This is a genomic window from Streptomyces sp. E2N166 (assembly GCF_003671715.1).
GTDB lineage: Bacteria > Actinomycetota > Actinomycetes > Streptomycetales > Streptomycetaceae > Streptomyces > Streptomyces thinghirensis.
The window spans coordinates 1-14,451 of record NZ_RAIF01000041.1 but is presented as its reverse complement, the minus strand read 5'-3'; the positions used below and the strand labels follow the sequence as shown (position 1 = coordinate 14,451).

General features: G+C 69.7%; 14 protein-coding genes. All 14 read left to right on the top strand.

From position 1 onward, the window contains the following. Nucleotides 1–364: 364 nt before the first annotated feature. The 14 genes from EBH09_RS39725 to EBH09_RS37000 all read left to right on the top strand — a co-directional run bounded on the left by EBH09_RS39725 (nt 365) and on the right by EBH09_RS37000 (nt 14,301). Nucleotides 365–1,165 carry a hypothetical protein gene (locus EBH09_RS39725; RefSeq protein WP_238697605.1) on the top strand — a complete coding sequence of 267 codons (801 nt, stop codon included), beginning with the start codon at nt 365–367 and terminating at the stop codon, nt 1,163–1,165. Between the two features lie 186 nt (nt 1,166–1,351). Next, on the top strand, nt 1,352–1,630 hold the full coding sequence (locus EBH09_RS37070; protein WP_121751255.1) for a hypothetical protein: 279 nt from the start codon (nt 1,352–1,354) through the stop codon (nt 1,628–1,630). A gap of 813 nt (nt 1,631–2,443) precedes the next feature. After that, on the top strand, nt 2,444–2,632 hold the full coding sequence (locus EBH09_RS37055; protein WP_121751253.1) for a hypothetical protein: 189 nt from the start codon (nt 2,444–2,446) through the stop codon (nt 2,630–2,632). A 131-nt stretch (nt 2,633–2,763) separates the two neighbouring features. Then, on the top strand, nt 2,764–3,009 hold the full coding sequence (locus EBH09_RS37050) for a hypothetical protein (protein WP_121751252.1): 246 nt from the start codon (nt 2,764–2,766) through the stop codon (nt 3,007–3,009). A 238-nt stretch (nt 3,010–3,247) separates the two neighbouring features. After that, nucleotides 3,248–3,961: a hypothetical protein gene (locus EBH09_RS37045; RefSeq protein WP_153182784.1), complete on the top strand. Its 714-nt coding sequence runs from the start codon at nt 3,248–3,250 to the stop codon at nt 3,959–3,961. A gap of 146 nt (nt 3,962–4,107) precedes the next feature. Then, nucleotides 4,108–5,265 carry a hypothetical protein gene (locus EBH09_RS37040; RefSeq protein WP_121751250.1) on the top strand — a complete coding sequence of 386 codons (1,158 nt, stop codon included), beginning with the start codon at nt 4,108–4,110 and terminating at the stop codon, nt 5,263–5,265. Nucleotides 5,266–5,517: 252 nt separating this feature from the next. After that, nucleotides 5,518–7,191 carry an FtsK/SpoIIIE domain-containing protein gene (locus EBH09_RS37035; RefSeq protein ID WP_121751249.1) on the top strand — a complete coding sequence of 558 codons (1,674 nt, stop codon included), beginning with the start codon at nt 5,518–5,520 and terminating at the stop codon, nt 7,189–7,191. A gap of 186 nt (nt 7,192–7,377) precedes the next feature. Then, the gene (locus tag EBH09_RS37030; protein WP_121751248.1) at nt 7,378–8,373 is read left to right on the top strand and encodes a bifunctional lytic transglycosylase/C40 family peptidase; all 996 of its coding nucleotides are present in this window, start codon (nt 7,378–7,380) and stop codon (nt 8,371–8,373) included. Then, complete coding sequence (locus EBH09_RS37025; RefSeq protein ID WP_121751247.1) at nt 8,373–8,645, top strand: hypothetical protein; 273 nt, start codon at nt 8,373–8,375, stop codon at nt 8,643–8,645. The genes EBH09_RS37030 and EBH09_RS37025 overlap by 1 nt, the downstream gene beginning before the upstream one ends. Nucleotides 8,646–8,712: 67 nt before the next feature. Then, entirely contained in the window at nt 8,713–9,921 is a 1,209-nt protein-coding gene (locus EBH09_RS37020) for a hypothetical protein (RefSeq protein ID WP_153182783.1), read from the top strand. A 93-nt stretch (nt 9,922–10,014) separates the two neighbouring features. Beyond that, on the top strand, nt 10,015–11,091 hold the full coding sequence (locus tag EBH09_RS37015) for a hypothetical protein (RefSeq protein WP_153182782.1): 1,077 nt from the start codon (nt 10,015–10,017) through the stop codon (nt 11,089–11,091). After that, nucleotides 11,088–13,265 (top strand): hypothetical protein, encoded by a 2,178-nt coding sequence (locus tag EBH09_RS37010; protein ID WP_121751244.1) that lies wholly within the window; start codon nt 11,088–11,090, stop codon nt 13,263–13,265. Before EBH09_RS37015 ends, EBH09_RS37010 begins: the two co-directional genes overlap by 4 nt. A 184-nt stretch (nt 13,266–13,449) precedes the next feature. Continuing rightward, the gene (locus EBH09_RS37005) at nt 13,450–13,668 is read left to right on the top strand and encodes a hypothetical protein (protein ID WP_121751243.1); all 219 of its coding nucleotides are present in this window, start codon (nt 13,450–13,452) and stop codon (nt 13,666–13,668) included. Between the two features lie 186 nt (nt 13,669–13,854). Then, nucleotides 13,855–14,301 carry an RRQRL motif-containing zinc-binding protein gene (locus tag EBH09_RS37000; RefSeq protein ID WP_121751282.1) on the top strand — a complete coding sequence of 149 codons (447 nt, stop codon included), beginning with the start codon at nt 13,855–13,857 and terminating at the stop codon, nt 14,299–14,301. Nucleotides 14,302–14,451 lie beyond the last annotated feature (150 nt).

Sequence of the window (14,451 nt, the reverse complement as noted above, 5' to 3'; positions counted from 1 at the left end):
ACTCTCTCACTCGGCAAACCCCTATGCAACAACCAACGCAACATGGGCTCATCCATATTGCGTTGGTTGTTGACCTAGTCGCCACACTATGCCAACCTCTTCCCAGCAGCCAGTCCATCGCAAGTTGGATGGAGCAACCTGGTATGCGTCAACTTCATACGTCTGGCTGACCGTCGCTTACATGCGCGGCCGAGGTGACGAACCACGAGGTCCCCGGAGCACAGCCAGGTGCGCTACCCGCAGCCGTTGCGCTGCCCGTCGACCAGGAGCAGGACGTGCTCTGACTCCTGGCCGGCGGAGAACGCAGCAGCAAGGGAGACACCAGATGCGTCACAACGGACGTACACCGATCAAGGCCAGCACCATGCGGCCCGAGCACCTCAACCTCCGCGATGGCGAACCGCCGCTCGCGGTCTGCCCGGACTGCGACACCTGGCACCGCCTCACCCGGTCGATGATCAAGCCGCACCGTGCCAGCATCGACGCCCCGCGGACCGGCGAGCGCCGCTACTACGGCGACAAGCCGACCGGTGGCCCCCGCTGCCCTGGCAGTGCGCAGCGCATCACCATCGACATCACCGTTGAGGAGTGGGGCGAGAAGCTGCTCGCCGCCGACAGCACGGCGACCGGCCGCCGCTCGGCCCGTCAGCACCACAAGCCGATTCAGACTCCGGCTACGCCGGTTGCCAGGATGGCCCGGCCGGCCCCGAACGCGGCCGCTGTACTGGACGCCTACCGCGAGCACCTCAAGCAGTGTCGGCCGAAGTGCCGGTGCCGAAAGAAGTGCCCGAAGGAGTGCCGGAAGATCAAGCAGGTGGCTGGGCGCTGCGGTGCCACGTATCGCTGCATCACCGGCTTGCGGCTCGCCGCGCAGTACGAGCTGCTGAGCCGGGGCCAGGAGCAGCGCGACCGCGTGAATATGAACGAGGCCCGCGTTGACACGCTCATTGCCCGGCACCGGTCGAGTGTGGCGGCGCAGCGTACGGCGGCCGAGTGGGCACGGCACCGCGACGACACCACCGCTCCGGCGGCCGCCCTTGCCAAGCGTTCCGGTACGGCGGTCGAGGACGCCAACAACATGTGCCGTACGCGCCGGGCGGGCACGCTTTCCGACTACCGCGGCCCGCAGGTGCCGAGGGAGCCGGTCCATATCACCGCTGCCTGACCGCTGCCCTGCGCTGCCCGCCGGCCACCGCTCCCCTGCACGGATTGGGCGGTGGCCGGCGGAGTGCGCAGGACGCACTAACCGCCCGCTGTCCATCCGGACCACCGCGGGCTGTGCGACGAACCCCCAGGGATGCCGCCCTGGGGGTTCTTGTCGCAGGTCACTTCTTGGGAGAGGACGACCCGCATGCACAGCATTCCACCCCGCCCGAGCGTCCAGGACGAGATCGGCCCCCGCCTCCCGGGAGCCATCTACTCCAACACGGACGGGCGCTTCGAGGTTCTGGCCCTCATCACCAACCCGACGGACGCCGCGCAGCTGCTGCGCCGGGCCGCTGCTCGATGGGCCCTCATCGTCCGCGACACGCTGCGCCCCGACGGCGACCCCTTCGTGGTCGGTTCCGTCTGGACGACGTCCGACTACCTGGTCCGGCCCGCTCGGACCGAGTACGCCCCGGCTGCTTGACGGCCCGCCACGGTCCACCTCCCACCCCACCAGAGCGTCGGGGGTGGGAGGCGGGCCGTGGCGGGCCGTCCGGTCAGCCACAAGGTGACAGCCCCGGAAGGTGAGAGCTCCGGGGCTGTCCGGTCAACAGGATTGGAGCATCCCAATGACCGCAGCGATCATGACACGCCCCGTGGCCCGTGCGACAGGGGCCGGGATGAACCCGGAGTACTGGTGCCCCCCGTGCCGCGGCTTCCACGCCGGGCCCTGCACCTCCGTCGCGCACCGGCAGCTCGGTGACCTCCTGGCCCGGATGGTGCACGAGGCCGACAGCCGCGTCCCGACCACGCGCCGCGCGCGCCGCACCCTCCAGGAGATGCTGCCCGGCTACGAGCGGCAGCCGGTGCTCACCCTGCACCGCCCTGTGATGGCCGGCGACTCCTGCCCGCTGTGCGGCAAGTGGAACTGCGACCCGAGCAAGTGCCCGCCCGGCGTCAGCGCCCGCCGCGCCGCGCAGCAACTTGCAGTGCGACGTGTGCGGTGGCGTCTTCGGTGCCGCACCGCTGCCGACGGGCACGCAGAGCACGCGGCTGGCGCCTACGGCGTGGACGTGCGACGCCTGCCAGGCCCTCGGGCTCTGAATGCCGCACCTCATACACGCGGCCCGGGCAGCGCAGCACTGCGCGGCCCGGGCCGCCTCCCACGTCGGCATCGGCCACCCCCTGACCCGCTTGCTGCTCGCGGCCGCCGCTGTGGCCGCCGCCGCAGCGTGGGAGGCAGGACACCGCGTCGACGACCTCCACCCGCCCCGCCGGCACCACGAAAGAGCACCGCGTGCCTGACGCCCTGTACCAGCGCTACCTGGCGGCCCTCGCCGCCTACCAGGACCACCGCACCACCTGCACCGATCCCGCGTGCACGAACTTCAGCCGCTGCCTTGAGGGGCAGCGGCTGGGGACGGTGTTCGAGCGGCGCCAGGACGCCTACCTCGAACGCCAGCGCAGCAAGCGCAACGCCCGCTGAGCCATCCCGCTCAGCCGACACCGCCACCTCTGTCGGTTGCCTCCCACGCCCGTCTCGGCTGCCTCCTGGCGGCCGAGACGGGCGAGGCGAGGGGAGCCGGACAGCCCGGCATACGTCAGGAGGGTCCAGACATGCTCAAGAAGATGCGTGACAGGCAGCGCCACATCCGCCTGATGAGGGTTGCCAAGCATCTGGTCCGGGATGCGGCCGTGACGTCCTCGGACGGGCCCGGGCGGGTCACCACCGCGCAGGTCGCCTGCCTGGCCTTCGCCTGGCATCAGCTGCGTATCGACGAGGACGAGGCCGCCGACTACCTGGCCGCCGCTCTGGTCGCCCGCGGCTACAGCACCGATCACCGGCCCGCCACCGCCGCCTGACGGCTGCCTGACCCGCCCGGCCTGGCCCCGCCCACGCGGTGGCTGGTCCGGGCGCGGTCCAGGGGAGCCGCGCAGTCGCGCTCCGTCTGTCCGCTGGGAGGTTCCTATGTTCGCCCACACCATCCCGTTACGCGCGCCCCTGGACGACTTCGGGCTGCCGCGCAAGGAACGGACCGCCCCGACGGACGGTCCCGCCGCACCACGTCCGAACACCCCCGCATCCCGCCAAGGAGACGACATGCCCGACACCTTCTCGGTCCCGTTTCAGCAGGTCCTCGACCGCATCACCCCGCACCTGCCGCCGTACCTGCGGAAGATCGAGCCGACCCCCTACGGCCGGGTGACCTTCGAATTCGCGCCGTTCACCGGCCACGAGAAGGAGCCGGCCAAGTCGCAGTCGTACTACGACGACCCGCGGCTGAACTACGTGCCCGAGTCGGAAGATCAGACCGAGCACCGCATCCGGACGGTCGCGCGGGACGTCCTGGACGACCTGTACCAGCAGGCGGGCAAAAGGTGGCAGGACGCCGCCTACGTCGCCGAACTCCGCCGGGTCGTCCAGGGCGCCCCGGAGCGCTGGCGGGCGTACGAGCGGGAGGCGAAGGCCCTGGAAGCGGCCTACGCCTACCTGCGCACCGCCGAGGCGGGCCGGGAATGGCCGGCCGCCATCTCCCGCCTGATCGACGCGCAGGACCGCACCCGCGCCGCCGCCGCCCGGTTCGACAAGCGCGCGGTCGACATCGCCGACGCCCAGTACCGGCACCTGTACGCCGACCTGGGCCACAGTCAGGCCCTCGCCGAGGCGGGCTACCCCGAGGCCAAGGACTGGCACATCGGCGACGGCTTCGGCGGCTACTTCCGCGACGGGCTCGCCGCCAAGGTCGACCGCCTCATCGAGGAGCAGGAGCAGCACCTGGCCAAGGTCAGCCGCCTGTCCGGCGCCACCCACTGACCCGCCAACCGATCCGGAAAGGGGACCCGTGCGCTTCGTCTACCTGCTGGGCATGGCCAGCCCGCTCATCGTCGTCATTGCCGTTCTGCTGGCCCGCTGAGGACTGCGACGGCAACCACTCGCACCAGACCAGAAGGGAAACAGGCGTGAACAAGACCAAGCTGCCCCTGGGGAGGCCGTCCCCGCGCGCGACGGTGCTCGCCATCCTGGGAGTCATCACCCTGGGTGTGGCCATCCTGTCGGTGGCCGTCTCCTACGACATCCTCGAACCCCGCTTCGGCGCGTGGGCAGTGCCGACCATCGGCGCTCTGGACGCGCTGTGGGTGGTCTTCCAGGCCACGGAGATCCTGGCGGGCAACAACCGCCGCCGCGCCCGGCGTGTTCAGTTCGCAGGCCTCGCCCTGACGGCCATCAACGCCGCCATCCCGACCGCCCACCTGGTCATGTCCGGGCCCGGCGAATTCGACCTGGCCTACGTCCTGACCCCGGTGGCCATCGTCGCGACCAAGTTCGCCTGGTGGTGGGTGCTGCCGTCGCTCGGGCGAAAGGTGTCCGTCGGCACGCGGCAGTCCCTCGACACCAAGCGCCAGGAGGTCGACGACCGGCTGGAGGAGATGGAGGCGGAGGCCTCGCACCGGATCGAGCTGCTGGAGCTGGCCACCGAGCTGGAGACGCAGGTGGCCAAGGCGGAGACCAGGTACCGCAGGTCGGTGCTGAAGGCGCAGCAGACCACCACCGAGGCCCTGCACCAGCAGGCACAGTCCACGCAGGAGACGGTCACCGAGAAGGCGCTGCCCGCCTCGGTCGCCTCCATCCGCCTGCCGGAACTGGGCACGTGGAGGCCCAGCGCCCCCGCGCTGCCCACGCCCCCGGCCCTCACTGGCCCCGACCGTAACGCCCCCGACACGGACGGCAGCGGCAGTCACGCAGGTCAGAGCGGTGGCGTGGGCAATGGCGAGGGCACACGGCGTACCGGCCGTGACACCGACCGAGACCGCGTCACGCTCGAACAGCTCGCCAGCGTCACGGGCGTGCCCACCCCCGAGCCCGGCGAACAGCTCACCGACGGACAGCTGGACGTCGTGCTGCGCCATCTGCGCTACCGCGACGAGCCGCCGCTGTCCTACCGCCAGGCCGTCGCCACCTTCCGCGAGGACGGATTCGTCGGCAGCGAGAAGCGGGTGCGCCGCTCGTGGGTCGCACTCAGGGCGAAGGAAGAGAACACCGCAGCAGGCCGGACCGAGACGCCGGCCGACTCCGAGGACTCCGAGACCGACGACGAGACCGAGGACACGGACGCCTGACCAACAAGAGGGCGTACGCCCCGTTTTGTCCGGCACCACCAGTGAGGGCCAGCCCGCCGTGCGGGCTGGCCCTTGCTGCGACTGCCGGAAGCGAAAACGCAGTCGACCAGTGCAGACCCGGCGAGTGACCCGGCGAGCGGATCTTGCGTTCGCAGACCCGAGGGAGCAGACCCGGCGAGCACCATCAAAACCACAGGAAATCGAGTACATGTGCGATTACGCTCGCGTGCTCAAGATCAGAAAGGAGGGGGTGTGAGCAAGAAGAAAGCCCAGGCCAGCGACGACTTTTACGGGCAGGCGGCCGGCGGCATCGGCGTCCTCGCCATCGCCTTCGGCTGCCTAGCCGCCATCAAGGACAAGCTCGGCCTGTCCTGGCCGGCCACCGTGCTGCTCACCGCTGGCGCCCTGGTCGTGCTCGGCTACGGAGCCTGGAAGGCCCGCACGCTCGTCATGCGCCTGTGGGCGCACAAGGGACAGCCCGGGACCACGTCCAGGACGCGCGAGGCCCAGCCCGCGGCAGTGTCCCCGCAGGAAGCGCCCGCCGCTGGACAGGAAGCCCCGGCGGCCGGACTGGAAGCGCCGCTGGCGGACGCTGAGGTCGTCGTGGCGCACCCGGAGCTCACCGCGGCGCTCACTACGGCCGGCGCCATCGGAGCCAGCCAGGTGATCCGGGCCGACGAGGTCACGACCGGATCGGTGCAGACCGGCGACGTCTACGACTTCCTGGTCCCCAAGGGCCGCACGTACGAGGACGTGGAGAAGCGTCTGGGCACCATCGCCGGAATGTTCGGCGTCACCCGCCTGCACATGACGCTGGAGCGCAGCCGCGACAACGAACGCCGCGTCAAGCTCCTCAAGCTGCACGAACCTCCCTTCACCCACTCGTTCCCGGCCCCGACCAGGCAGGCGATCGAGACGTTCGCCGGCGTGCCGCTCGGCCACGACGTCACCGGCCAGCTCGGCGGCGTGCCCACCTTCGACAAAGCGTCGCTGCTGGTCGCCGGCATGACGCAGATGGGCAAAACAACCCTGGTCAACGGGCTCATTACCTGCCTGCTGATCGCGTACGGCGAATTCGACCTGTATCTGCTCGACGGCAAATTCTGCGGGCTGACCAGGTTCGAACCGATCGCCACCCGCTACGAGTCGTCCGACGACCCGGCCGTCTTCTGGGACATGGTCCGGGAACTGAATGACCTCTCGGACAGCCGGTACGCCAAAATCAAGGAAGCCATCCGCAACCGGCAACCGCGACCGAAATTCCGGCCGGTCATCTTCATCGTGGACGAAGCGGCCGACTTCTTCGCTTCCGGAGCCACAAACGAAGAAAAGGACCAGTCCAAGCAGATCACCAACGACACACGGCAGCTGGTCTCCAAGTCCCTGGAATCCGGCATCTCCACGGTGCTCATGACACAGCGCCCTTCCATGAACGCAATTCCCGTAGAGGTGCGGGACCAGTTCCTTTACCGAATGTGCCTTTACGTGGCATCGGCGGGAACTGCCAAGGTTGCTCTCGGCGACACCTACTTCGAAACGGTCGCACCGATCAACCCGGCACTCCTCGACCCGGACATCAAAGGTCAGGCCGTCCTCTTCGCCAACGGGCGCTCCACACTCATCCGGGGATTCAACTTCGAAGATGAGTTCATCTGGAGCGTGGTGGACGAAAAGATTGCCAAGCACGTGGAATCACTTCCGGAAGAAACCCCGCTCCGACAGGCCATCGACCTGATGCGAAGCAAGGGCGTGGACTTCATGACCACACCGGACATGGCGCCCGCCCTCGGAATCCTGGAAGACGATCCGGCAAAACGCGGAAAGAAGCTCAACGAGCTTCTGGGCGGCCCTCCCACCCACAAGAACTCGCAGGGCCGCGGCTACCTCCTGGACGATCTGATCGCCTTCGCGCGGTCCGACTCGTGACCGCCGCACGGCACCGCCAGCGCACCGCCACAGCACCGCCACCGACCGCCATGCCACCGCCATCCTGGCGGACCCATGGCGGACCCGTGGCGGTCCATGACGGTCGCCTGGCGGACCCATGGCGGACCGCCAGGCGGGTCTGACCTGCGAAAACACCCCACAGCCGGGAAAGGAGGGAAAACGCTCTTGAGGAGCACCACAGCCGTCACCATCGGCGTTGGAGCGACCGCGGCCGTCGTCCTGGGCGCCCTCGTCCAGGACGCCGGCGACAACCCGGTGAGCACGGCCCTCAGCATGGCCGTCCCCGCTGAATACAAGAGCCTGATCGAGGAGGCAGGTAACACCTGCCCCGAGGTCACACCGAACCTGCTCGCTGCGCTTCTCACACAGGAATCGAATTTCGACCCGGAAGCGCGCTCACAGGTCGGAGCCCAGGGAGTCGCGCAGTTCATGCCGTCCACGTGGGAAACCCACGGAATCGACGGCAACGGGGACGGCAAACGCGACGTGCTGGACCCCGAAGACGCCATCCCCTCATCGGCCAAATACCTGTGCACCATCGCCAAGGACGTCAAAGACGTCCCCGGTGACAAGCAGGCCAACATGCTGGCCGCATACAACGCAGGACCTCAAGCCGTCCGCGACGCCGGAGGCATACCGCCCTTCGAGGAAACACAGAACTACGTCCGGTCCATCACCGCACTCGCCAACCAGGGCGGCGGCGGTGGAAAGACAGCGACCACGGACCAGGCCGTCACCGCCATCAACGCGGCACAACAAATGATCGGCACCCCCTATTCGTGGGGCGGGGGAAACGCAAACGGTCCCAGTACCGGCACGTGCTGTTCCCCCAGCGGCCGATCCGGCACATCCATCGCCGGTTTCGACTGCTCCGGTCTCACCCTCTACGCCTACGCGAAAGCAGGCATCAACCTGCCCCGCACGGCAGCCGCACAATACGCGGCATCCGAGCCGGTCAAACCCGGAGAGGTAAAGCCCGGAGACCTCGTCTTCTACGGAAAGAGCGCCGCCAGTATTCACCACGTCGGCATTTACGTCGGCAGCGGCTGGATGATCGACGCGCCCCGCCCCGGGACCAAGGTCCGCTATTCCCCCATGGACACGATGACCGACCTGTTCGGCGTTGGCCGCCCCGTATCACACACCAACAAGGAGATCTGATGCGCAAGTTCAACATCGCCGCCCCCGTCGACATGTCCAAGGGCTTCCAGGACTTCTTCGACACCATCGGCCTCACCGGCGGCGGCCTGGTCACCAAGGGCATCGCCGCCGTGATCGCCATCATCGCCGTGCGCATGATGTTCACGGCGCACAGCGACCCCAAGGGCGCCCTCCGCAAGGGCAGCCTGGCCGTGGGCACGCTGTTCGTCGCCGTCATCCTCGCGCTGTACGGCGACACGATGTTCTCCACCGTGACCGAAGCCAAGGGCTGATCGCATGTCCTACCGGGCAGCCGACCCGTGCGACGCCCTGAAAGGCACGCCGGGCTATGAGTACTGCGTGAGGGACAACGACGGCGGCGGCCCACCCGATGAGGGCGGGCCGCCCGCCGGCGGAGGCCAGGGCCTCACCGACGGCGCCGCGAGCAACGTCCGCGACCTCGCTGAAAGCCTGATCAGGAAGCTGAAGGGGCTGGTGGCGCCGGACAGCACGTGGGCGCCGGAAGAGGCAGACAGCTGGATCTACCAGCAGTTCCTGTGGCTGGGCCAGCACCTGGCCGTCGCCATCTTCATCTGCGTTGTCGTCGTGTGTGCCCTGACCGCATGGCAGGGTGCCCCCCGCCTGAAGCAAATGGGCGCGTCAACTGGGTGGACGCTCGCGGCCGTCGCCGGCATGGCATCGGTCCCGGGCGTAGTGATGATGTTGAACAAGGCCGTGAGCGCCGCGTTCACCGCCGCGTTCGACAGCAGCGAGTCGACCTTGTTCGGCGCGATCTCCGAGGACATGGACAACGCAGCAGACGCGGACAACCCGCTGGCGGTGCTGCTGATCCTCGCTGCTCTCGTGGTCGCCCTCGCCTTCGCGGCGCTGGTGTTCATGTCACGCAATCTCGGCATCCTCGTGTTCGTCTGCATGGCTCCCGTGGTCCTGGCATCGCTGGCCCGCGGGGGCGACACGTCTGCGGTCAAGGCGTGGGCACAGCGGCTGCTGGGGTTGATGTTCGCCCCGATGGCACTCCTGCTGGTCAGCCCGTTCGTGAAGCTGACAGAAGGGTCGCTCGTGATGGACGCCGTCCTACTGGTCGCCGCGGATGCCCTGATGCTGCGGATGATCTTCCACGGTGTGCCGTACTTCGGGCCGAAGGTGGCCGGCGCCGCCAGGGCGGCGGTGGAGCGCAGGACCGAGAACCCGCTGGCGCGGGCGGTCGTTCGTGCTGGCGCCCCGGACGTCTACGAGCAGGAGAACACGGAGCGCAGGCGACGCACAGTGGACACCCCACGCCGCGCCATGACCCAGGACCGTGGCGTTCTGTTCGCCGCCTACGGCGTCAAGCAGCCGAAGCGGCCGGGACGGCTGACGACCGAGTCAGTCATCGAGAAGACCCGGCAGGACAGGGCCCGTACCGAGCGGATCCGAGAGGCACGCAAGCAAGTGCGGCCGGCTGCTTCGCCTGCGCCTGGCGGACCTGCGGTGCCCGCCTCGCGGCCGACCCCCGCTCCAGCGCCGGCTCCTGCTCCCTCGGCTGCCCCGCCGTCGACCAACCCATAACCCTCGATCCCGGCCCCGGTGTTCGCCTCTCCCGTCCTTGGACGGTGGTGGGTGAACGCCGGGGCCGGCCCCATCCTTTGAGGAGGAAATGCCGTGTACTCCCTGACGCCTGGCTACCGCGTGCCCGCTCTGCAGCGCGGTCTGAGCCCTGCCGAGACTCTGCTGACGAAAGCCAACGCGGGCGTTGGGGGAGCCGTCCTGATGTCGGCGATGCTCACCCCGCCCCCCATCTGGACGTTCGGAGCGGTCGGCGCCGCCGCCGCGCTGCTCAACCTCGCACCCGGGCCGCGTTCCCTCGCCCGGTGGGCGGCCGTCGGCTACCGGCGACTGCGGGAGCGTACCGCCCCGGACACCATGGCCAACGGCGCGGGAGCGACCACGACGTGGACGCTGTACCCGGAGCACGGCACCATGCAGGACCCGCAGCAGAGGGCCGCTTTCCATGAGGCGTTCTCCCGCGCCCTCGCCTTCGCCGGCGACCAGGCCCGCGGCGCAGGCATCCAGGTGCACGTCACGCACCACACCCGCGTGGATGACTACACCGACCACGCGCAGACGATCTCCGTTCACGTGCCGAAGGGACTGGTCGGCCAGCCCGCCCGTGTCGTCGACACCCTGGCGCACGAGTTCGCCAGTCTCGGCGCACTGACGCTGGTGGAGCCGGAGCCGCTGCCCGTCGTGACCGAGCGGGGTCCGGGCTGGGTCGCCCTGGACGACGGCCGTCACGCGGCGACCGCACGCATCACCGCCTGGCCCGACGAGACCGGCGGCGACCTGATGCCGAAGCTGCTGCTGGGCCAGGGTGCCACCGAGCGGTCGCTGGCCGTTCTGTACCGGCCGCTGCCGACGGGCCAGTCCCGCCGCTCCGCGAAGTGGCAGCGCGCCGCCAGCGAGGCCTTCGTCACCGACAAGGTCAAGCAGGACTCACACGACCTCGCGAACAGCGCGATGCACGGCGCGCTCGTCCAGGGCGCCACGCTCGTGGACATCGACGCCTACCTGACGGTGTGGTGTGACACTCCCGAGGCCATCGCGGACGCCCGGTGGCAGGCCTCCCTCATGGCCGACCGGCACCGCCTCCGTCTCGACTGGCTCATCGGCCAGCAGCACCGTGCTCACGTGATGACCACCCCGCACGGAGCCTCCACCAGGAAAGGGGCCATCCTGTGATTCGCCTGCCCTCCAGCCACGCCGCAATCACCGCGCCGCTCGTCGCCTCCAGCGCCCGGTTCCCCGGCATCCCGATCGGGCGGTCGCTGCTGGACGGCCGGCCGTTCCACCTCTCCCCCGTCATGGCCGAGGCCGCCGTCCTGCCGTCGACCAACAGCCTCGCCCTGGGCGGACTCGGCTCCGGCAAGTCGACAACGGCAAAAGTCCGCGGCCGCCGCGAGATTCTCGAGCACGGCCACCAGTACGTCGTCATCGACAGCTTCGGCGAGGACAACTTCGGCGAGTGGGCGCCACTGACCCGCGCTCTCGGCGGCCAGATCATCGAGGCCGGCTCCTTCACGCTGAACCCCGTCAGCGACATGTTCCCGCCCGACGTCCGCGAGCAGCTCGTCCGGTCGCTGATCGCCGCCGTGGAGCCCGGCGCCCTCACCCACCAGGCCACCCACGCACTCCAGCACGCTCTCAACCACCCCAAGGCAACGTCTCTCAACGGCCTGGTGGACGCCCTGGTGGAGCCAGAGGACGGCCGGTGGCCGGCCACGAAGCTGAGCGAGTGGGGCGAGGGCGCGGCCATCGCGCTGTCCCGCTACACCGAAGGATCGCTGCGCGGCCTGTTCGACGGCGACAGCGCCAGCCTTCCGGACACCGATCTGCCGATCACCACGTTCGACTTCTCCCGCCTGGACCGCAACAGCCCGGCGATCCCGTCGCTGATGGCGGCGGTGGCGTGCTGGGTAGAGCACGTGTGGCTGCGGCAGTCGACCGCCGCCCACCGCCACCTGGTCCTGGAAGAGGCGTGGCAGATCCTCCTGTCGCCAGCCACCAGCGAACTGATCCAGCGACTGCTGAAGAACTCCCGCAAGGCCGCGATGTCGCTGGACGTCGTGATGCACACGCTGTCCGACCTCGGCGACGGCAAGGCGCAGGACCTGGCGCGCCTGTGCGAGGTCGCCCACATCGGACGCCTCGGGCCGGAAGAGGCCGCCATCGTCGGCGCCCTGCTGGGTCTGCCCGCCTGGGCAGTCGACAGGATCCCGACACTGGACCCCGGGCAGGCCGTATGGAAGGTCGGCCCCGACTACGTCGACATCATCCAGACGGTCATCAGCGAGGACGAAGCCCAGCTGACCGACACCTCCTCCCGGCGCCGCATGGCACAGCAGGCCCTGGCCGCAGACCAGGACACCGCCGCGCCCGCCGACGCACTGGACGCCGACAGCGACGACGGCCAGGACGACACCGACTGGCTCGTCCCTGTCGAGCACGACGGCGGCCCCTGGCTCACGTCCGTCGAGCAGGACGGCACCGGCCGTGACAGCGAGTGGGATTGGGAGATGCCTCCCAACGTCATCGACACCCGGCACCACGACGTCCTCGCAGCTGCCCGGGACGGCCGGTGCAGTGAGGCCGCGGACCTGGCCGCCCTCGGGGAGCGCGCGGACATCGCCGCCCACGGCATCAACTCCCACCAGGCCATCTCCTGGCTGTCGACCCGGGCCCGGGTGGCGGAACTGTGCGGAAGCCCTGACCAAGCCATACAACTGCGCGCTACCGTCGCCCGCATGGGGAAAGACGTCGAATGGTTCGAGCAGACCGAGGGTGATACCGCGTCACCGCAATGGCACCGCGGCCCCGACCCGGTCAAGCCCGAACCATCCGCTGACTACGTACCGCCGGTGAAGGCGCGGCGGCGCGCCTGGCCCTACGTCGCCGCGATCGCTGCCCTGTCCATTACCGCAGCGGGCGTGTGGCAGGCCTCCGACAGCGAGCAGCACCGCGAAGAACAGAAGGAGAAGGCCGCCGCGTACAAGGGCAGGTCGGGAGCCGAACTCAACGTCGACGGCGTCAAGGCAGACGTGGTGGCCCGCTGGACCCGAGATAGGGACCGGGTCATCGTGGTGCTCAGCTCGGGTTTCGACCGGGATGCCAAGTACTTGCGCATCGACGCGTCTGAGAAGAGCGCCAGCAGCGTCAAGGAAGGCGACTGGTTCCCGAAGGACCCCGAGATTGCTGTGCCGGTCGAGGACCCTCTCGCTGATGTGACGGTCCGGGTGGCGATCGGTGGGAAGGACTGGAAGGAAGGGGCCCGAGCGGAGTCCCGGTCGATCCGCCTGTCGCCGTCCGGTACCGCATACGACGCTGACACTGGGAAGCCGCTGCCGTCTGACCTCTGACGCCTCTACGACTGTTGGGCCCGCCTCCCGGAACGCCGGGGTGCGGGCCCTTCGCATGTCGTTACTGATCGCCGGACGCTCCGCCTGGCCCTCGCCCACCCGCTGCCGCGCGGTCGTGCGAGGGCCGGTCAGGCCGCCCGGCCTCATGCACCACTAACTCTGTCCCCCACCGATTGGAGAACTCGTGGCCGTCATAGGCGTCTTGCGGGAGCCGACCCCGCCCACCTGGTGGCAGGCGAACCGGCACAAGGTGTTCGGCGTCACCGGATTGGTGATCGGCTACATGCTCGGCAGCCACTCCGGCAGCGTGGCTGACCAACAGCCGCAGCACCCGCGCCCGGGCCACAGCACCCCGGCCCCGACCACGCCCGGCATGCCCACGGCTCTCGGCAACACCGCCTGACCGCTCCCGTCTAGCACCGCGCCCCGCTGGCCATCTGGCGGGGCGCGGTGCTGTTCACCGACGCCTGGAGGTACCGCCCGTGCTCATCGTCCGCCCGCGCCGCCGCATCGGCCGGCCACGCCCGCAGCTTCCCGGCCCCCGCTACCCGCAGCGCCCCCGCTGCCTGCCCCGCTCCTGGACGCCGCGGTGACCACCCGGACCCGCCGCCGACCTCGTCAGGCGCACCCCCGCTTACCGCAGGGGCTGCCCGAGTACGACTGGGGGACCGCGCCGGCAGAAGAGTTCGCCACGCGCCGCCAGCTGCGTGCCGCAGGACTGCGGCCCGGCGGCCACGCTCCCGTCGCCATCCTGCGCTGCAAGGCCTGCACCACTCGCCCGCTACGGGCCTGCACGCGCCTCGCGTACCTGTACCGCGTCGACCTCGCGAAACCGGTACGCCCCATGACCCTCGCGCGGGAGGCCGCCCTCGACGCCGCCATGGCTGCCCGGAGCACGTGCCCCGTGTGCCGGCGTCGCTACCACTACGTCCTGCCGTTGCGCACCCTCGGTTCCTGCCTGGAGTGCTGGGACGGCACGCCCGCCGATCCCTCCACCTACATCGCACCCCGCCCCACGCACCAGCTGGCCGCGTGACCTCCTCGGCGAGGGCAAGGGCCCGGGGCGGCGGCAGCATCGGCAGGAGTACGCGACCGCCCCGGACCGCTGCGTCACTGTCTCAGCGACCGCAGCGCTCCTCAGTGTGCCCCGGCCAGTCACCCAATGACCTTGCCCACCCACCCCACC

Coding starts and splice junctions, on each gene's coding strand:
- EBH09_RS39725 (WP_238697605.1), top strand. CDS start 365: ATGCGGCCCGAGCACCTCAACCTCCGCGATGGCGAACCGCCGCTCGCG.
- EBH09_RS37070 (WP_121751255.1), top strand. CDS start 1,352: ATGCACAGCATTCCACCCCGCCCGAGCGTCCAGGACGAGATCGGCCCC.
- EBH09_RS37025 (WP_121751247.1), top strand. CDS start 8,373: ATGCGCAAGTTCAACATCGCCGCCCCCGTCGACATGTCCAAGGGCTTC.
- EBH09_RS37045 (WP_153182784.1), top strand. CDS start 3,248: ATGCCCGACACCTTCTCGGTCCCGTTTCAGCAGGTCCTCGACCGCATC.
- EBH09_RS37050 (WP_121751252.1), top strand. CDS start 2,764: ATGCTCAAGAAGATGCGTGACAGGCAGCGCCACATCCGCCTGATGAGG.